Raw genomic sequence first — 16,241 nt, 5'->3', positions numbered from 1 at the left:
ACCTTCTTTCGTAAATATGTTTTCGCATTACTTTTATATAGCGGCATAAGGTGGTGCCCCCGGTATACCGCTTCTAACAGATCTCTCTGTTATAGACTATTTAATTGTTTCAAATACCGCGGGAAACTCATTAAGTTCAGTAACATAATATTTTCCCGTGTTCTTTACTCCCTCCCGGTCGGTCTCTCCTTTTATGTCGTATACTCCGACGGTTACAAAACCCGCATCGTCAGCCGTCTTCAGAGCATATAACGAATCCTCGAAGACAAGAGTCTCTTCGGGCTTTGTACCCATATATGCGGCAGCCTGCTCGTAGATCTCCGGAGAATGTTTGCTCGCACCAACCTCGGTGTTTGTGAAGATCCTCTCCAGAAAACCAAGCATGCCGTTTCTCTCAAGCGCTTTTTCCACATGAATCCTCGGACTCGAAGTGGCTGCAGTCATCCTTATCCCCTTAGCCTTCATGAATTCCAAAAGTTCTTTTGCGCCGGACTTCGGCAGCACTTCATCGAAATAGAAAGCCTCGATCATCTTAGAGATTCCGGTAAGTATCTCCGTATCAGTCTTTTGCAGCCGGTAGTGTTCATTAAGATATGCGGCGCCCTGTTCCATGCTCATCGAAAAGAGTATCTCATTCAGTCCTTCCTCAGGCTCAACTCCGATACTCACAAGATATCTTGCTCCGAGATCATCCCAGATTCCCAGTGAATCGAGAAGCACTCCGTCTATGTCGAAAATGACGCCTTTTATCATTTGGACTCTACCATCTTTACAGTAGCTGCCTTTAAGTCTTCAGCAGCTTTCTTTATATCTTTCTGCGCATATATCGCACTGATAACTGCAATCCCGCAGATGCCGCTTCCCGCAAGTTCAGATACATTCTGCTGAGAGATGCCTCCGATAGCGATTACGGGGATCGAAACAGCTTCGCAGATAGCCTTAAGAGTCTCGTGAGGAACATCTATGGCGTCATCCTTCGAACCAGTCGGAAAGACCGCTCCTACGCCGAGATAGTCGGCGCCTCTCTTTTCCGCGAGGATCGCTTCCTCAACGGTTCCTGCAGATACTCCGATGATCTTGTCGGGTCCGAGCTTTGCACGGACATCACCTGCCTCCATGTCGCTCTGTCCGACATGAACTCCGTCAGCGTCCATTGCGGCAGCGATATCGACATTGTCATTGATGACGAAAGGCACGTTATATTCCCTGCAGAGCTTCTGAAGTTCTTTCGCTTCCTCCAGAAAGGTCTCCTCATCGAGTGTCTTCTCACGTAACTGAACGAAGGTAACGCCGCCGTCGAGGCTCTCCTTTACCACTTCATAAAGAGTTCTGCCGTTAAGCCAGTGGCGGTCGGTTACAGCATAGAGCAAAAGATCTTTCTTATCGCACTTCATACTTTGCTCCCTTTTCAAGAGTGTCACTATCCATGTTGTAGATCGCATCAATTATGCGGTTACGGTATGTTGAGTTGCCGTCACCGGGCTGCATCTTTGACCATCCGATCTCGCCTGCAAGACCCATTGCGCAGACAGACGCTGCTGCTGCCTCTAACTCGTTGCCCGGATTTGCAACGATGAATGCGGTCATCATGCCGGAGAGCTGACAGCCCGTACCCGTGATCTTTCCCATCTCAGGACGGCCGTTTCTGATCACGTAGCATCTCTCACTGTCGCTTACGAGATCGATAGCACCTGTGACAGCAACGATCGATCCGGTGTTTTTCGCAAAGCTCTTAACAAATGCTACTGACTGCTCCAGCGTTTCTTCGGTTACCGCATCAGCCACATCCGCATCAACACCCTTTGTGGTTCCGCTTCCGAGTGCGAGCGTCTTGATCTCAGAGATATTTCCTCTGATGACGGTAAACCTGATCTCGTCCATGAGTTTTACCGCTGTGTCTGTACGGAGAGCAGATGCACCTGCTCCTACCGGATCGAGCAACACCTTATGCCCCAATTCATTTGCCTTTTTTCCTGCAAGGAACATTCCTTTAATGCTGCTCTGATTAAGAGTTCCGATATTGATATTCAGACCGCCGCAGATGGAAGTAATGTCTTCAACATCAAGGGGTTCATCCGACATGATGGGACTTCCTCCGCATGCAAGCAATATATTTGCCACATCGTTGACTGTTACATAATTGGTAATGTTGTGTACCAAAGGTACTGACTTGCGCACATTTTCCAAACAAGAACCTAACATTTTTCTTTTCCTCCTGTGAAATAAAAATAAAAAAACAGATATATCTGCTCAAGATATATCTGCTAACTGATATTATTTTTCATAATTTTTCCCTCCGTTGGCATTATCCAAATCAGGTTTAAGGGTCCAGAATATGATTCTGTTCTCAGCCTGTCACACAAGCTCCCCATTGTATCGTTAACACGTATTCCATTGGACACGTAATTAAAGTATGCACATTATAGTTCTATAGTCATGGGATTTCAATACATAAAAAAACGCAAAAATGGCCTCAGGAATATATAGCGTTATTAAGCGTGCCTCTTTTTTCTTACAGCAATAAATACGGCAACGCATGTTGCTGCAACAATTGCAGCGCCGATCCCGATGCAGAGATTTCTGTCTGCTGTCTTATACTTCGAAATGGTGATGTCGAGCGATACGATATTGCTTGCCAGATCCGTCTTAAAATCGCCGTTACACTGTTCGGAAAAGACTAAGATCTTGTAGTTTCCGGGTGTCAGATCTGCCGGGACATTAAGTATCGCTTTGCCTGAATCCGCTGCGTCGCTAGATCTGTTGTCGACGATATTTCCATAGTAAAGAACGGTGCCTTCCGCATCTTCGATCATCACAGAGACAAATTCATTCGCGCCTGCCTTAGCGCCTGTGTAACTGAGCTTTACAGCACCGTCTTTGAGGATCGTCACAGGACCCGAAACGGAAGCTTCGAAAACAGGTCTGGTATCATCCTTTACAGTAAGTTTCCAATCACTGCCGGTATAAGAACCGACTTCTTTCACTGCGTCTGCACCTGGCACGCCTGAAGTTTTGCCTCCCTCGGCAGGTGATGTGAAAAGCACTTTTGAAGTGTCGATATTCATTGCGGGACGCACTGCGAAAATATAGTTAGTAACGTTGCCGCCTCTTACGAAAACTTTGCCGGAATTAAAAACATTCGCCGCATTATTGGCGTCACCGGGCGTCCTGAGCCACCACGCGCCTGACATGTCGTTGCCGGTCAGGGCATCCTTGCTCTTGGTGTATTCGGTGTTAAGCGCGACGCGCGTGCCGCCCTCGTCCTTCCAGTCAGTGGGGAATCCCAGGTCCGGATCGATCACTTCATAAATGGATAAAAGATAGATCTTGTCATAAGTATCGGCACCTGCTTCAGAGCCCTTCGCGCCGTCCTCATTTACGACGAGGGATTCAAGTACAGCGCCCTGCTCCTGTGCGGTGAAGGCCTTATCAATGAATTTGCTGTTGAGCCACTTTCTCAAGGAACATTCTTCCCAGGTGACTGTTTCGGCTGATGAATTATATGCGACGCAATCAAGGTTCTGATCCGATACGACGAAAAGGTTGCCGTCGTTTGCGAGAACTCTCCACTTGACGGGCTCCATGTTGCTGTCTGTCGCATCTTCATTCCTGACAGACTGCCAGTAGTTTCCGAAATAGATATTGCTTTCCATCGCGCCGGAAATATAGGCCGTTCCGCTCCTGATCGCTTTGCCGGATTTGTCATTTGTGTCTGATCCTGCCAGGAGAGTTTTTGGGAATGCCGAAAATGACAGTAATCCTGCCATCAAGATTGCAGCCATGCTCACAAAAACTCTGCGCAAATTCATGTCAGATCTCCCTCTTATCAATGCACAAAGGAAGATATCGAATGTCCATCATAATCAGCCTCTTTGCGATTTCATATTTTATCATGATTTTGTCTTTAATCAGATAAATAACTCAAAAGGGTTGCCCCAATTTTGAGACAACCCTCGTATCCCCATATGCGGCCGAAATTCTTTACTTCAGATCCGATATCTTCAGAAGTTCCCGCTTAATCGTCATTACCGGTATTATCCGTATTTTCAGTAGAACCGACCTCATCAGTAACTTCGGCGCCTTCCGTATCGGCAGATGTTTCCGTACCGGCAGTTGTTTCCGAGCTGACAGTTGTTTCTGTACTGACCGTTGTTTCCGTGCTGACCGTCGTTTCTGTGCTGTCAGTTGCATCCGTGTCATCAATGATTTCATCATCATATGCTGTATCGGCGTCAACCGGGTTATTTGCTTCTTGGGTCTTGCCGTTTTCCATAGCACGGTTGATCTGGCTGCTGATCAGCTGCTTTGTAGCATCATCTGCAGCGTCTTTATCGTAGCAGAAGATCTGAACAGCATTGTATGTGTATTCTATTCCGTCAGTTGTAATGTCTGTTTCCGGATACTGATTGGCAAAAAGACCCAATGACCTTGAAGCCGTAGTCCCGTCATTAAACGTGACTTCGATCGTTATCTCAATATCCTTTACCAAATAGGTATTTGCCACACACCAGTCGTCATGCCAGTCTTCACTTCCCTCGTAAGATAACACATAGTAAAGATCCATTCGGTCTGTCAGGACATTACAAATGTTTAAAAGATATTTGGAATTATGAAGCGTGCCGTAATCTGCGCTGAACGAATCGTAATATCCTACTTCCGTCTTGCCGATAGGATGTCCGCTCATGTCATAGCCATTAACATAAGTCGAGCTGAAATCGTCGAGCGTTTTGGGTGAACCGCTTTTTACAATGGAAGGACAGTCGATACTTACGACTTCAAAGACCGCGTTGTCCGCTTTGAAGGTCACTTCCGAGATGTTTTCACCCTCGACCGAAATGGGAAAATTGATCTGATAATTTACACAGCCTGTCCAATCATAACCATAACCATATGCTTGGTTGCTGACATCCATACTTATCGGGAGCGGAGCTTCAGGCTCAAGCTCTGCCGCGCAAACCCTGATCATAAACTGATTGCTAATAAGCTGGTTGCTTCCTTCGGGTAATTCCGGTCCTTTGTCGCCAAAATACGCTATCGCAGTGAAGAATACTGCTATGGTTATGGCCGCAGCAACCACTGCCGATGCAATCTTTATAATCGTTGCTCTGGCTGATCTGTGTGTCTTTTGAGGCTTTTCATCAGGCTTATCCTGACAGGTATAAATCGTTGCGAAAGCAGCATTTGCTTTCTGCTGTACGACATCCGGGATCTTGGCGTTCTTCTCGAAAATATTCTTGTTTTTCATGTCATTCTCCTATTAACTCTTAGCTGCCATAGTACTTTGCAAGCTGCTCTCTGCCCCTTTGGAGCCAGGTAGTTACCGTGCTCTTTGGGATATGGAGCATCGAGGCAATTTCTTTGGTGCTGTATTCTCCCAAGTAATATAGAGTGATGACCGCTCTGTACTTTTCATCGATAGAAGATAGAGCGTCCTTGAGTTCGACATTGTATTCGTCAGTTACAGAAGGCTCTTCCCATTCTTCCAATCCAGTCTGACGCTTCCTGACATCCAGGATCTTATAGCAATTGTTTATGAGGATCCTCGTCATCCATGTTTTGAAATACTTGTCTTCTCTCAGTGTGTTCAATTTTTCAAAGCAATTAAGGATCGTCTCACTGACGGCATCGGCAACGTCCTCGTCATTCATGAGGATTGCCAGCCCGACTTTGTACATCTCCTGCATATGTCCCTGCATCAGCTCGGCAAAGGCAAGCTTATCGTGCCTTTTCGCGAGTTTTACAAGTCTTGTCGTTTCATCAATCTGCATTACTTCTCTTTCCTTGTGTACACAACCGAATGGAGATCTGTTTTCCATTCTCTAACCATTAGATGGACAAAGATGCCGTTTGGTCTCAACTAATTATGTTAAGTCACAAAAAAGTTATCAAGATAACTTAGATGCAATATCGTAATTTGTGTTAAGGGGCAAGACTGAAAGTTAAAATATATGTAGAGAGAGAAAGAGATGAGAAACGCCGGAACCGGCACAACAGGAATGTCTAAGCATTTCATATCAACTCTGGTTACTCGTTTTCAGTTTATCTTTCATTACAAAATCACGGCAGGATGTCCTGATACAATCCGAGAGTTTATCTGCTTCAGTTTCAAGGCTTCTTATTTTCTCTTCGACCTGAACTAATTCAGTTTGGAGTACTTTGAGGTATTTGTCTATTTCATTTACCCCTATCACTTTTGGGAAAATAAAAATAAAACTGCAGCCTGCCAAGATGATGCCGGTTATGACACAGAACCACGCTATCCCCTGTGTCACATCGTAAGTTTCAAGATTTGCGTGCAAAATAAAAAACGGCAGACTCAATAAAAGCATGCTGCCACCGACAATCACTAAAGGGAAAAATGTTACTTTGGGATCTTTCATTTGGCCGTGTTTGTCCATGACATAGTACAATTCACGATCTCTGTTGTGGAGAGTGATTTGAGACTGGATCCTTTTTTGCTCCTCCTTCAGGGAATTGATCTCATGGTTCAGATCGTAAAGTTTCTTCTTGTCAGAAAAGATCCTGCCAAACTCCTTAAAGTACTCCCTGTCTTCTTCTGAAGCACTTTCAATGGCTTCGTTGATCAGGACTGCATTATAAGCGAAGCCTTTTCTTTTATCCTCACGGGCAAGTTCATCCATGTCCGCCAGATGAGTTGATGCAAGCAGCAATCCTCTGAGCGCAAAGAAATCGTGAGGGGCCTTTTCCAATATGCTGTTAAATGAATCAACAGCGGCCAAAAACTCTCCTTTGGAGAGTTGTGTCTCACCCGTCTCATGCATCTGGTGTTCTTCGATGTTGATCATTTCCTTCCTGCTTTGGTGATTACAATTATGTAAAGGTCAGTCGTGTTTGCTGCAGATATAATGTTCCACTCATTTTAACAGTTTCAGTCCCGCTCCAACATCACGATATATTCAGGAGTACCTTCTTCCAATCGTCTTTTCCCGTTAAGCTTAAATCCATGCGCCTCGTAAAACCGAATGGCGTCTTCGTTCTTCTCCAGGGTCCATACGAACTTAGCATCAAACTTTTCTTTTGCAAATTCTACCAGCTTAGATCCGATGCCCTCTTTCCAGAAGAAGTAATCAACATATAATTCAGCGATCTCCTTTTCCTCCAGATGGATCATTCCCTTAACTATACCGTCATCGTATACCCAGACTTTATCGATGAGTTCCGGATCCTTGAATTCATCGGCGACCTTAACTACCTGCAACCCGTTAAAAGAGTATTCATCGTTATGAAAGATCGACCGGTATTTCATTCTTTTTGTAAACACCAGGATCTCGGCGATCCTGGACAGGTCTTTTGGTTCTGCTTTTCTTATCACGTTTCTGTATCCGCCTTAGCATTTGATGCGTTATGCTGAAAAATTATGTTCCAATTATACAACAAAGCCGGAAGAGCTATCCCCTCCGGTGTTTATACTACGGTTATACTCCGTATTCATCAGGCAATTAACATAAGAACAGCCCGGAACACTCCGGGCTGCAATGGTATCTTAATGTATTTAAGGTCAGAAATCCATTGACCAGGTAATCGGGATCATCATCAACAGGACCAACACATACCTTTCCGAGAGGACCGGCTGACATGCATATTATTATCATCCTGCAAACACATGGTGCCGGATGAAAACGCGTTGATATTATTTCAAGCATGACGGTAATCGCAGAGGACTTGTATTCTCAATTTAGAGCCACAAGTTTTAAGCGCTATTCTTTCAGGATTTAACCGACGAGCCGACATCCGTTTCCTGCCGAGATCAGTTTCTTTTTAAGGAGCGCAAAATCGCCCTCCATCTTCTTTAGCTGAACCAGTGCAGGATAAGACTTGCTGACAAGTTTCTGTCTTTCCTTCTTGTAATTCTCATCATAATTTGCTCCTGCAAATGCAGTCGCATAAACATCCGCTTTTGTTTCCATATCGGAAACCTCTTTCTGCTGTGCTTCAAGCACTTTTCGGGCTTTCATGTAAGGCTCAAAGAAATCGATCAGTTTGACCAGATCCTTGAAGAACTGACGGTCGTTATCGGCGGCATGCTGTATAGCTTCATCAAGCCGAAGATCAACTTCCTGAATATCTGACTGTTCATAATCAGAAGAAAGCCTGATATCGCTGACATTTGTCCATTTTCCTGCGCAGAGTATCCTTCCGAGAAGCGCTTCGAAATCCGAAGGGTTGACCATGAGAAGATGTGCAAATCTCTTTTCAGCGTCCGAATAGTCTCCGGTATTCAGAGCATTAAGCGCCTTTTCCATCGGAAGTCCGAAGAAAAGAGAAACACCGTAAGCAACACCGCAGTGGCTGCATTCATATACACGTTTTTCCTTATCAAGGCTTAATGACGCGCCGCATTTTTCGCAGATTATGTCCCGGTCGGCATTGATGTCCGTATCTGCTGAGGCATCACCCTTGACCACGCTGTCAGCTTCATTTTTCTCAGCAGCGGCAGAAGAATAGATCTTCTTCAATTCTTCGCATGAAACAATATATTCGTTTTCGTATTTTTCTATTTTGTGATCCAAAGCGCTTTTGTAAATATTCCCGGGCTGATATGCCTCATCATGAAGAGCATCAGCTTTATGTATAAAGTGGATTATCAGTCCTACAGCGACAAAAGATCCCACCATAGTCGCAATAACCACCACCAAACTGCCCGATAAAGTTGATAAAGGCCAGACTATTCCGCAAAACAAGCAAAAACCCATTATTATCCAAAACCACGGAAGATCGAGTCTGTCTCTTAAGCGGTCATCCTGATAATTAGACACCATCTTTTTGTTTATCTTTTCTTTGGTGTCTCCGGACTGCAATGCTCTTATCTCTTTATAAGCCGCAACTATCTTTTCGTAATTCCCGATGACTTCAATAAACTTGGAAAAGTACCCGGCCTTCGCATTAACAGATGATCTTTTGGCATTTATCAGCACCTTCTTAGCTTCGGTAATATCACAGCCGGAAAGGTTTTCATAGTTATACAGCTCTTCAATTGAAGAGAGATTGAGCACGCATAAAACAGATCCCAAAAGAGCTTCGAAATTTTCCGGATCATTATCCAAGATCTGATCGAATTTTTCCTTGGCAGCCGAAAACGACCTTTGCTCAAGGCATGACCTTGCCTGGCTCAATACCTCATCGGCATGGAAATCAACTATGTCATACTTGTTCCCGCAGAAAGGACAATCAAAGAATTCCTGGTCCGAATCGAACACCAGGATCCCTGCGCACTTTGAACATGTATAACTCTTTAACGTGGCCATATAGATAAATTTCCTATGTGGTAATTATAATCCATCGTTGACCGCCAGAGGTTTTGTTTTGGACAGTTCCTTGATCTCGTCTTCCGAGAGTTCCTTATCGGAAAGATATACGCTCCACTCTATGTCTGATCCGGTATTGTTTTTCGATGACCAGAAGAAATAAGCGCTTGAGAATGAATCATATTGAACTGCGTAATAACCCATTTCGAAGATATCCTCATTTGAAATATCGAATCCCATTCCCTGCGGAGGTTCGTGGTCCATATCGTCCGGCATATCAGGTGCCTTAAAGTTCGACGATCTTGTCGAAACTGCAGACGTGGAAACTAGGGGTTCGGTCGCGTTCGAGCAGGCAGGCAGAACGAAAATAATACCTGCAATAAGGAAAAATATCAGAACATGTCTTTTCTTAAGCATTATAAATATCTCCCGATTGAGCGATAAACAGAGAAATAATTTCCGGATTAACAGTAACATTTCCTGCATCAGGAACTATTCCTTTTCAATGATTCTAAAGCCCCATATCTCATAGCGCGGGTCTTAAGAACAGTCATCTTTACCCCGTCAACCCGGATGTGAGAATGCTGTCTCTTACCGCTACTCACTTAAGTCTTCCCTCTCACAATGAATTATGTTTTTTGACCACGACTCCCCCGATCAATGAGTTTTTCATGAATCCGGGGAAATACAGGAAATATACTTCAGTTCCTTTAAAATAGATTGGATCAAAAATGGTTCTGCTGCAGTATTCATCGTCCACTATATAATAAAAATCCCAGCCGAACGGAATCCACAATCTCTTTTTGCGTGTGAGACGGCCTGCGTGCCACCAGAAATCCTTTTTATCGATCTTGGAAACAATTATCAAACCATAAATGCAGCGTGGGATCATATAGATTGCCACCCCCAGGCTTAGCACCAGCAGGATAATTAATGCGTAATCAATGATAGCAGAAATCGTATACCACTTCTGGCTTTGGCCGATAATCCAAAGCACGAAAACAACCACCGCAATAAAGATCGCGATAAGAGGAACAACGACAATCCTCTTAAAATACTCATCACGGATATTCTTAAACTCGCTGCTGTCCAGATCACACGCTTTTTTGAATTCCGATTCCCGCAATTTCACTTCTTCAAAATGATGTATTCTTTTCTTTTTGTTATCGGTATTCTGTTCCATATTTATTCTCCTGTGTTGATTATAACATGCTTTATGTAACAGCAGTTTTTCTAAACCTGTTCTCAGATAGTGGCGTAATACTCCCTGCCTATTTTAAAAACATACATCTGTTTGCCTTCTTCCATGCTTTTAACAAATTTTGCATGGGCTTTTGCTCCATCCCAAAAGAACACACCATAATATGTCGTGCTTCTGTTTCTTCTGTGGTTATCAAAAGTAATCGTAACTTCTTTTTCTATTCCGTTACAATACAGATACCTGCATTCACACTCCCCTCTTTTAATCTTGTTCACCCGAATAAATGGCATCCTGAAAACTTTTGAAAGCAGGAACGAAAATCCTAATGTACCGATTACGATAATAGCTGTAATCCATATTTCAGTTTTATCTCTGTAAGATTCATAGAAAACATTAGGCAAACCTAAAAGAGGAAGAAATGTAAAAAGGCCAGAAATAATAGTAAGAGGCAAATAATTAAGATGGATCTGCTTACAGACCTTATCTATTATTTCTTGAGGCGGCTGTATTTGACCATTATATTCATCCATATCTTCTACACCTGTGACCGGTTTATCCAAACTGTTTCTTATCTCGTCTGTTTCCGGGTTTTATTCGAAAAACTCCGTGATGACCTTGTAATCGTTACAATTAGTGATAATTATGTATTTGCCGGACGGATCCATGTACACATCAAAGCCTGAGCCGGTTGAAGATTTCGCCGGTGCGTAAAATGTAACAACCATATATCCTTCTTTAAATATAATGTTGCCCATGCCTTCGTTTTCTAACCAGTCAGAGAAATGGTTGCTTCTGACAATAAGGAAATCATAATCCTGATACTTTCCCCGGATGGTATTCTCACTCTCATTGTCTATAGTCTGCAGTTTGTCTTCAGCATATGCCCTGAACTGATTTTTGCTGACGCTGGAATTTAAAGAGCTTAAATTGAAATCCTGAGAGATCTTATACTGACGGACATCATATTCAGTATTTATTGCCTGAGTGATACCATCCATAGCAAACAGATCACTTTGTTCTTTCTTTTGAAAAGTGTCGGTTAAAAACGATAGGAACACATATCCGAATAAGAAAACGACCAAAGCAATAACCGCATAGATTACCGGCAGGATAATTCCCGCTATGCCAAACCCTTTGCCCTTTCTGCCCTTTTTCCGGGCGGTGACAAGCCCCGCTATCGAAAGGATAAGTCCGGCTAGAGGCAATGATATATATACTCCTACCGAGATCCATAGGCCTGTTTTGTCAAACAACTTAAAAAGACCGGTTTTTGGCATTACTATCATCAATACCGGCAGCAGAATTGAGAGCAAAAAACCTGCCAGACACAGTTTGCTTATCTTTTTCTTCTGTTCAGACATATATTCTCCCTTTCCGTTCTCATTACTTACTGTGTCACATATCTTATCGAGATCATTTTCTGTTCCTTTAGATGAATTATCCCTGCTCAATCTTCTCAAGTGTATCTTCCAGTATCGCATTTCTTAATTCCGTAAGCCATTCCGAGAATGCAACCGTATCGAAAGCATATGTCTTGTTCAGCTCGTACTCGTTGTCTGACCACGTGCTCAAAGGAGATTCATTGTGCTGTATCAGGGCTTCAAGTTTATCTAAAGCCTTATACACCTTGGCTTCCATGGTTTCCTGTGCATCCATTTCCCTGTACAGAGCGGAAAGATCTGAAGAGATTTCTTCCGGGAGCGACTTAACCCATTGGTCTAACAAGGAATCTTCCACATCACGGTCTGAATCAGTCTTAACAAATGCCGGAATATCTCCGGTAAAGCACTCTCCAAGATCGTGAATAAGACACATATTAACAACCTTATCCGTATCAAGATCAGGAAACTCATGCCTCAGGAGCAAAGCCATAAGAGATATTCTCCAGCTATGTTCTGCTACACTCTCCGTTCTTCCGTTTGTGGTAGTGCAATGGCGGGGTGTATCTTTAAGCCTTTCGGCCACATGCAGTATTTCCAAAAATTCTCTCGCATTCATATTCTTCAGATCCCCATTCTTCTCAGTTTTTCCTGCCGATCATCAGTTCTATTATACAATAGCGCCTCAAAAGGAAACTTCTCCGGCTTCTTTCTCCATCTGACACCTTTTGCCAGTTCAGCCATATATGTGTAAAATCAGTTCTATGAAAGACGTTATTATCTTATTTGTCATTTGTCTTCTCCTGACAGTAATACTGGAAGAAGGGGCTGCGCTGATGATCGGTATCCGAAAAGGATTTGACCTAACCGTTATCCTTTTCGTGAATACTCTTACAAATCCGATAGTCGTCTTAACGGGATTATTGATGGCGGCGTATACCACGGTTCCCAGGGCAGTATATGTTACTGTGCTTGAACTTGCCGTTTTCTTTGTCGAAGCACTGATCTACAAAAAGCTTCTTTATACAAAGAAACCGTCGCCGTTTATCGTTTCGCTCATATTGAACGGCGTCTCGTTCTTCATAGGAACGACCGTCAGCGGACTGATATTCAAACTGATACTTTGACCGGAAGGAGTCATCTTGACAGTTAAGAGCAGAACCACAAAAGCCGCGTTGCTTTATTTCGTTATCCACATGATGAATGAAGTGGTGTGCTATTTTATGCTCTACCGGATCTTTAAGGATCCGGTGTTCATCACAATTGTAGCCCTTGTATATAATTGCGTGGCTTTTGTCCCCCAGTTTTTCTGGGGAGCTCTTCGTGATCTCTTCGAAAAGTTCAGACCGGGGATTTTTTCTGTCCCGCTGCTCCTTTCAGGATTTATCCTGTTCTTCACTACAGGAACTGAAGGAATTCTGTTTTGGATATCGCTGATCCTGCTTTCGACTGGCAATGCCATGATACATGTCGCGGGAGCAGAACTTACTGTCAGGACATCCGGCGGCAAACTGACGCCGGTTGCGGTATTTGTCAGCGGCGGTTCTTTCGGCGTTATCCTGGGTCAGGTACTTGCTTCGACTGATATGTCATTCTGGTGGATAGCGCTTATCTGCGCATGCATGATGCCGCTGGTTATCGCTGGAGAAAAACTCTACAAGGACAACCCTGTGGATGCTGACGGATGCATGGGTTTTGATTATGTCATTTCAGGCCGGAATGCCATTATCGTGGCACTTGCGGTATTCTTTATAGTCGCAGTCAGGTCCTACATCGGATACGGGATACCGATGGCATGGAAGAAAACTCTTGTCGAATCGGTTCTTCTTTATGTGTTCATGGGAATAGGAAAAGCTTTGGGAGGAATACTGTCTGACAGGATAGGCATACGCAAGACGGCTTTTATCTGCATAATAGGTGCTCTGCCTTTTCTCGTCCTCGGTGACAAGATAATGATAGTCTCACTGATTGGCATTACGTTTTTCAGCATGACAACCGCGGTTACACTCGGAATGGTCATCTCAGTAATGAAGGTCGCACCGGGTGCGGCATTCGGAATCACAACGATAGCGCTGTTTGCTGGTGCAGTAATATCCTGGTTTGTCAGGAGCAGCAGTCTTACCGTGAATATTCTTATACTTGTGATCACATCAGCAGTGTGTTTTCTGCTGTCTTTGTATATACTGAAACCAGATAAGGAGGTTACTTGATATGGATTTATTGTTATTTGATGTTATGGGACCTGAAGCGGCTCCGGCTATTTTGGGTGTCCTCGCAGCAATACTCATCATAATATGTGTTGTTGTCGGTTTTGTTGTCGCGAGCATAGTCGTTCTTGTAGTACTGCTGAAGAAAAAGAAAAGAAGGAATCAGGCCGCAGAGCAGAACAAACAGAGTTAAGCTTTGATGCTTTTAACTTTTGGGGATTCAGGGAATAAAGATGAGATACGATCCGGAAGATAAAAAGTATTATTTCAGTACGGTAATGGTTCCTGATGAGGCCGAGACCCGTGCGGGTTATGATCACTATAAGGCCTATCAGCAGGACAGCCTCTCTCATCCCGGTACATGGGCCAAAAACATGATGAAGGATGCCGACGGCAATACAAGCACCGGAAAAACGGCAGCCGGATTAATTATCAGTTTTGCTTTTATTGCGTGTATTGTGGCAGCGATCCTCTGCATCCCGGTCAAGCGATATGATCTGATCCCCTGGTTTATCGGCGGTCTTATGCTGTTTATCGGTTTGTACACACTCATAACACCGGACAACAAAAAAACAGCGGGGTTTGCTGAAAATGCCATATTCCGGCGTATCGGAGGCGTGATCTCACTTTTGGGCGGAATTGGTCTTTTTGCGGTCAGCCTCATTTATCCCAAGGAAAACATAACGTTATACGCGATAGCACTGTTTTGTGAGATCGCGGTCGTGGTTTTCCTTGCCGTGCTGGTAAAGCTGATCGGTTACATAAATGCCCCTAAGAGTGTTTATACCAAAGAGGTTGAGGCAACATGTATCGGTTATGTGAGAACCTACATGACCAGTTCATATGGCGATTCCATCCCTGATGAGAATCCGTACTATTCACCTGTATTCGAGTACCATTACGAAGGTGAAAAGTATCAGTCTTTCTACGATGTTCTGTTAAACGGCACAAACGGAACGATCCCGGCAGGTTCCAAAAGCAAGATAAAGATAAATCCGGATTCTCCCTCCCAGATCTTTGGCGGACGGGGTGACAGCCTGTCCGGACCTTTGGCATTCACCCTTCTGTCGTTTGCCGCATCTGTGGTATTGATCATCTTGCTTGTCAGGTTCTCGTAACCTGACAATTTTCCGCAAACCGGGAAATGAACCTTTTACTCATCTCATACATAATGAGCGTGTAAGCAGGAGGACTTAAAGCATGGAATGGATCGAAGCATTACAAAAAGCCATCACATACATGGAGGAGCATCTTCTCGAGGAGATCAACTATGAAGACGTAGCGAAACAGGTGCACACGTCGAGCTACGAGTTTCACAGAGCTTTCAGTTTTGTGACGGGCTTAACGGCCAACGCATATATCCGGAACCGCCGCTTGTCTTTGGCGGGAAGAGAACTCGTTGAGACCGATGCGAAGATCACGGATCTGGCGCTGAAATACGGCTACGAGACACCTGAAAGCTTTACCAAAGCCTTCACAAGGTTCCATGGTGTCTCACCGAAAACCGCCAGAGAAGAAGCCGGCAAACTGGTGCTTTTCAATCCGCTTACGATTACATTATCCGTGAAAGGTGGTAAGAGTATGGATTACCGTATTGTTCAAACTAAGGAAAAGAAGTTTATCGCACTTGTAAGGGAATTCAGCAACGCGATCATTAACGACGAAGCCAACCACGACGTGGCAGACTTCTGGGGCGAGGTCAACAGCAAGCAGATGCTCTCTCCGGTCTGGATGCTGAGAGAAGACGGAAAGCGTGATCTCTATGGTCTTTGCACTCCGACAACAGAAGGAAAGGACACTTTCGAGTACGGCATCGGGATCATCATCGACGGGGACACCAAAGAGTTCGATCAGGCTGATCTGGAAAAGAAAGGCTTCCGTATCTGGGACGTCAATCCCGGCACCTATGTGGTCTTTGACTGTGTTGGCGAAGATGGCGACTGCATAGCCAAAACATGGGAGATGTTCTACAAGGAATTCCTGCCGCAGATGGGCTATGAGGCATCAGAGGAGACAGACTACGAGCTCTACTTCGACGGCACAAGGCCTGAAGTATTCTGCGAACTGTGGATCCCTGTAAAGAAAAAATAAGATATCCGGGTTTTTAAGTCCAGATAAAACAGATGAGGGTTGTCTCAAAATGAGATAGCCCCTAACTGTTTTCGTAATCGTGGCAGGTGCTGTAGAT

Annotated in this window: 19 protein-coding genes and 1 riboswitch; of the genes, 5 read left to right on the top strand and 14 right to left on the bottom strand. The window is 44.2% G+C overall.

The genetic code is table 11. The features are described 5' to 3' along the window. Positions 1–96 precede the first annotated feature (96 nt). From BO18_RS27445 to BO18_RS27380, 14 genes are all read right to left on the bottom strand, one after another. Entirely contained in the window at positions 97–753 is a 657-nt protein-coding gene (locus tag BO18_RS27445; protein WP_034451087.1) for an HAD family hydrolase, read from the bottom strand. Continuing rightward, positions 750–1,394, bottom strand: coding sequence for a thiamine phosphate synthase (gene thiE / locus BO18_RS27440; protein WP_034451086.1), 645 nt, complete (start codon positions 1,392–1,394; stop codon positions 750–752). The genes BO18_RS27445 and thiE overlap by 4 nt, the downstream gene beginning before the upstream one ends. Next, positions 1,381–2,202, bottom strand: a complete 822-nt coding sequence (gene thiM, locus BO18_RS27435; protein WP_034451085.1) for a hydroxyethylthiazole kinase — start codon at positions 2,200–2,202, stop codon at positions 1,381–1,383. The genes thiE and thiM overlap by 14 nt, the downstream gene beginning before the upstream one ends. Before the next feature lie 72 nt (positions 2,203–2,274). Next, positions 2,275–2,380, bottom strand: a riboswitch (TPP riboswitch). Between the two features lie 112 nt (positions 2,381–2,492). Then, positions 2,493–3,809 (bottom strand): DUF6273 domain-containing protein, encoded by a 1,317-nt coding sequence (locus BO18_RS27430; protein WP_034451083.1) that lies wholly within the window; start codon positions 3,807–3,809, stop codon positions 2,493–2,495. A gap of 206 nt (positions 3,810–4,015) precedes the next feature. Beyond that, a complete protein-coding gene (locus BO18_RS27425) occupies positions 4,016–5,245 on the bottom strand; it encodes a hypothetical protein (protein ID WP_034451082.1) in 1,230 nt (409 codons plus the stop codon). Positions 5,246–5,264: 19 nt separating this feature from the next. Beyond that, the gene (locus BO18_RS27420; RefSeq protein ID WP_051689221.1) at positions 5,265–5,768 is read right to left on the bottom strand and encodes an RNA polymerase sigma factor; all 504 of its coding nucleotides are present in this window, start codon (positions 5,766–5,768) and stop codon (positions 5,265–5,267) included. 246 nt (positions 5,769–6,014) lie between these two features. Continuing rightward, complete coding sequence (locus BO18_RS27415; protein ID WP_034451081.1) at positions 6,015–6,806, bottom strand: hypothetical protein; 792 nt, start codon at positions 6,804–6,806, stop codon at positions 6,015–6,017. An 83-nt stretch (positions 6,807–6,889) separates the two neighbouring features. Next, a complete protein-coding gene (locus BO18_RS27410) occupies positions 6,890–7,333 on the bottom strand; it encodes a GNAT family N-acetyltransferase (RefSeq protein WP_034451079.1) in 444 nt (147 codons plus the stop codon). A gap of 400 nt (positions 7,334–7,733) precedes the next feature. Then, positions 7,734–9,266 carry a tetratricopeptide repeat protein gene (locus tag BO18_RS27405; protein ID WP_034451077.1) on the bottom strand — a complete coding sequence of 511 codons (1,533 nt, stop codon included), beginning with the start codon at positions 9,264–9,266 and terminating at the stop codon, positions 7,734–7,736. 24 nt (positions 9,267–9,290) lie between these two features. Then, positions 9,291–9,683, bottom strand: a complete 393-nt coding sequence (locus BO18_RS27400; RefSeq protein WP_034451076.1) for a hypothetical protein — start codon at positions 9,681–9,683, stop codon at positions 9,291–9,293. A gap of 202 nt (positions 9,684–9,885) precedes the next feature. Then, the gene (locus BO18_RS27395; RefSeq protein WP_034451074.1) at positions 9,886–10,449 is read right to left on the bottom strand and encodes a hypothetical protein; all 564 of its coding nucleotides are present in this window, start codon (positions 10,447–10,449) and stop codon (positions 9,886–9,888) included. Between the two features lie 62 nt (positions 10,450–10,511). Then, on the bottom strand, positions 10,512–10,997 hold the full coding sequence (locus tag BO18_RS27390; protein ID WP_185752591.1) for a hypothetical protein: 486 nt from the start codon (positions 10,995–10,997) through the stop codon (positions 10,512–10,514). 60 nt (positions 10,998–11,057) lie between these two features. Beyond that, positions 11,058–11,927: a hypothetical protein gene (locus BO18_RS27385; protein WP_034451071.1), complete on the bottom strand. Its 870-nt coding sequence runs from the start codon at positions 11,925–11,927 to the stop codon at positions 11,058–11,060. Then, a complete protein-coding gene (locus BO18_RS27380; protein ID WP_034451070.1) occupies positions 11,905–12,465 on the bottom strand; it encodes an HD domain-containing protein in 561 nt (186 codons plus the stop codon). Before BO18_RS27380 ends, BO18_RS27385 begins: the two co-directional genes overlap by 23 nt. Before the next feature lie 145 nt (positions 12,466–12,610). Here BO18_RS27380 and BO18_RS27375 point away from each other — a divergent pair, with 145 nt between their 5' ends. From BO18_RS27375 to BO18_RS27355, 5 genes are all read left to right on the top strand, one after another. Beyond that, the gene (locus BO18_RS27375) at positions 12,611–12,973 is read left to right on the top strand and encodes a hypothetical protein (RefSeq protein WP_185752590.1); all 363 of its coding nucleotides are present in this window, start codon (positions 12,611–12,613) and stop codon (positions 12,971–12,973) included. A 15-nt stretch (positions 12,974–12,988) separates the two neighbouring features. After that, complete coding sequence (locus BO18_RS27370) at positions 12,989–14,056, top strand: hypothetical protein (RefSeq protein WP_034451066.1); 1,068 nt, start codon at positions 12,989–12,991, stop codon at positions 14,054–14,056. A gap of 1 nt (position 14,057) precedes the next feature. Next, positions 14,058–14,246, top strand: coding sequence for a hypothetical protein (locus tag BO18_RS27365; protein WP_034451065.1), 189 nt, complete (start codon positions 14,058–14,060; stop codon positions 14,244–14,246). Positions 14,247–14,286: 40 nt separating this feature from the next. Beyond that, a complete protein-coding gene (locus tag BO18_RS27360) occupies positions 14,287–15,171 on the top strand; it encodes a hypothetical protein (protein WP_034451063.1) in 885 nt (294 codons plus the stop codon). A gap of 82 nt (positions 15,172–15,253) precedes the next feature. Then, positions 15,254–16,144, top strand: a complete 891-nt coding sequence (locus BO18_RS27355) for an AraC family transcriptional regulator (protein ID WP_034451062.1) — start codon at positions 15,254–15,256, stop codon at positions 16,142–16,144. The last annotated feature ends 97 nt before the right edge of the window (positions 16,145–16,241 follow it).

This window comes from Butyrivibrio sp. AE2032 (genome assembly GCF_000702965.1).
This window is presented reverse-complemented; position numbering and strand designations above follow the sequence as displayed.

What these genes read in the sequence shown, in the direction of transcription:
- BO18_RS27445 (WP_034451087.1), bottom strand. Translation starts at nt 753, where the DNA reads ATGATAAAAGGCGTCATTTTCGACATAGACGGAGTGCTTCTCGATTCA.
- thiE (WP_034451086.1), bottom strand. Translation starts at nt 1,394, where the DNA reads ATGAAGTGCGATAAGAAAGATCTTTTGCTCTATGCTGTAACCGACCGC.
- thiM (WP_034451085.1), bottom strand. Translation starts at nt 2,202, where the DNA reads ATGTTAGGTTCTTGTTTGGAAAATGTGCGCAAGTCAGTACCTTTGGTA.
- BO18_RS27430 (WP_034451083.1), bottom strand. Translation starts at nt 3,809, where the DNA reads ATGAATTTGCGCAGAGTTTTTGTGAGCATGGCTGCAATCTTGATGGCA.
- BO18_RS27425 (WP_034451082.1), bottom strand. Translation starts at nt 5,245, where the DNA reads ATGAAAAACAAGAATATTTTCGAGAAGAACGCCAAGATCCCGGATGTC.
- BO18_RS27420 (WP_051689221.1), bottom strand. Translation starts at nt 5,768, where the DNA reads ATGCAGATTGATGAAACGACAAGACTTGTAAAACTCGCGAAAAGGCAC.
- BO18_RS27415 (WP_034451081.1), bottom strand. Translation starts at nt 6,806, where the DNA reads ATGATCAACATCGAAGAACACCAGATGCATGAGACGGGTGAGACACAA.
- BO18_RS27405 (WP_034451077.1), bottom strand. Translation starts at nt 9,266, where the DNA reads ATGGCCACGTTAAAGAGTTATACATGTTCAAAGTGCGCAGGGATCCTG.
- BO18_RS27400 (WP_034451076.1), bottom strand. Translation starts at nt 9,683, where the DNA reads ATGCTTAAGAAAAGACATGTTCTGATATTTTTCCTTATTGCAGGTATT.
- BO18_RS27395 (WP_034451074.1), bottom strand. Translation starts at nt 10,449, where the DNA reads ATGGAACAGAATACCGATAACAAAAAGAAAAGAATACATCATTTTGAA.
- BO18_RS27390 (WP_185752591.1), bottom strand. Translation starts at nt 10,997, where the DNA reads ATGGATGAATATAATGGTCAAATACAGCCGCCTCAAGAAATAATAGAT.
- BO18_RS27380 (WP_034451070.1), bottom strand. Translation starts at nt 12,465, where the DNA reads ATGAATGCGAGAGAATTTTTGGAAATACTGCATGTGGCCGAAAGGCTT.
- BO18_RS27375 (WP_185752590.1), top strand. Translation starts at nt 12,611, where the DNA reads ATGAAAGACGTTATTATCTTATTTGTCATTTGTCTTCTCCTGACAGTA.
- BO18_RS27365 (WP_034451065.1), top strand. Translation starts at nt 14,058, where the DNA reads ATGGATTTATTGTTATTTGATGTTATGGGACCTGAAGCGGCTCCGGCT.
- BO18_RS27360 (WP_034451063.1), top strand. Translation starts at nt 14,287, where the DNA reads ATGAGATACGATCCGGAAGATAAAAAGTATTATTTCAGTACGGTAATG.
- BO18_RS27355 (WP_034451062.1), top strand. Translation starts at nt 15,254, where the DNA reads ATGGAATGGATCGAAGCATTACAAAAAGCCATCACATACATGGAGGAG.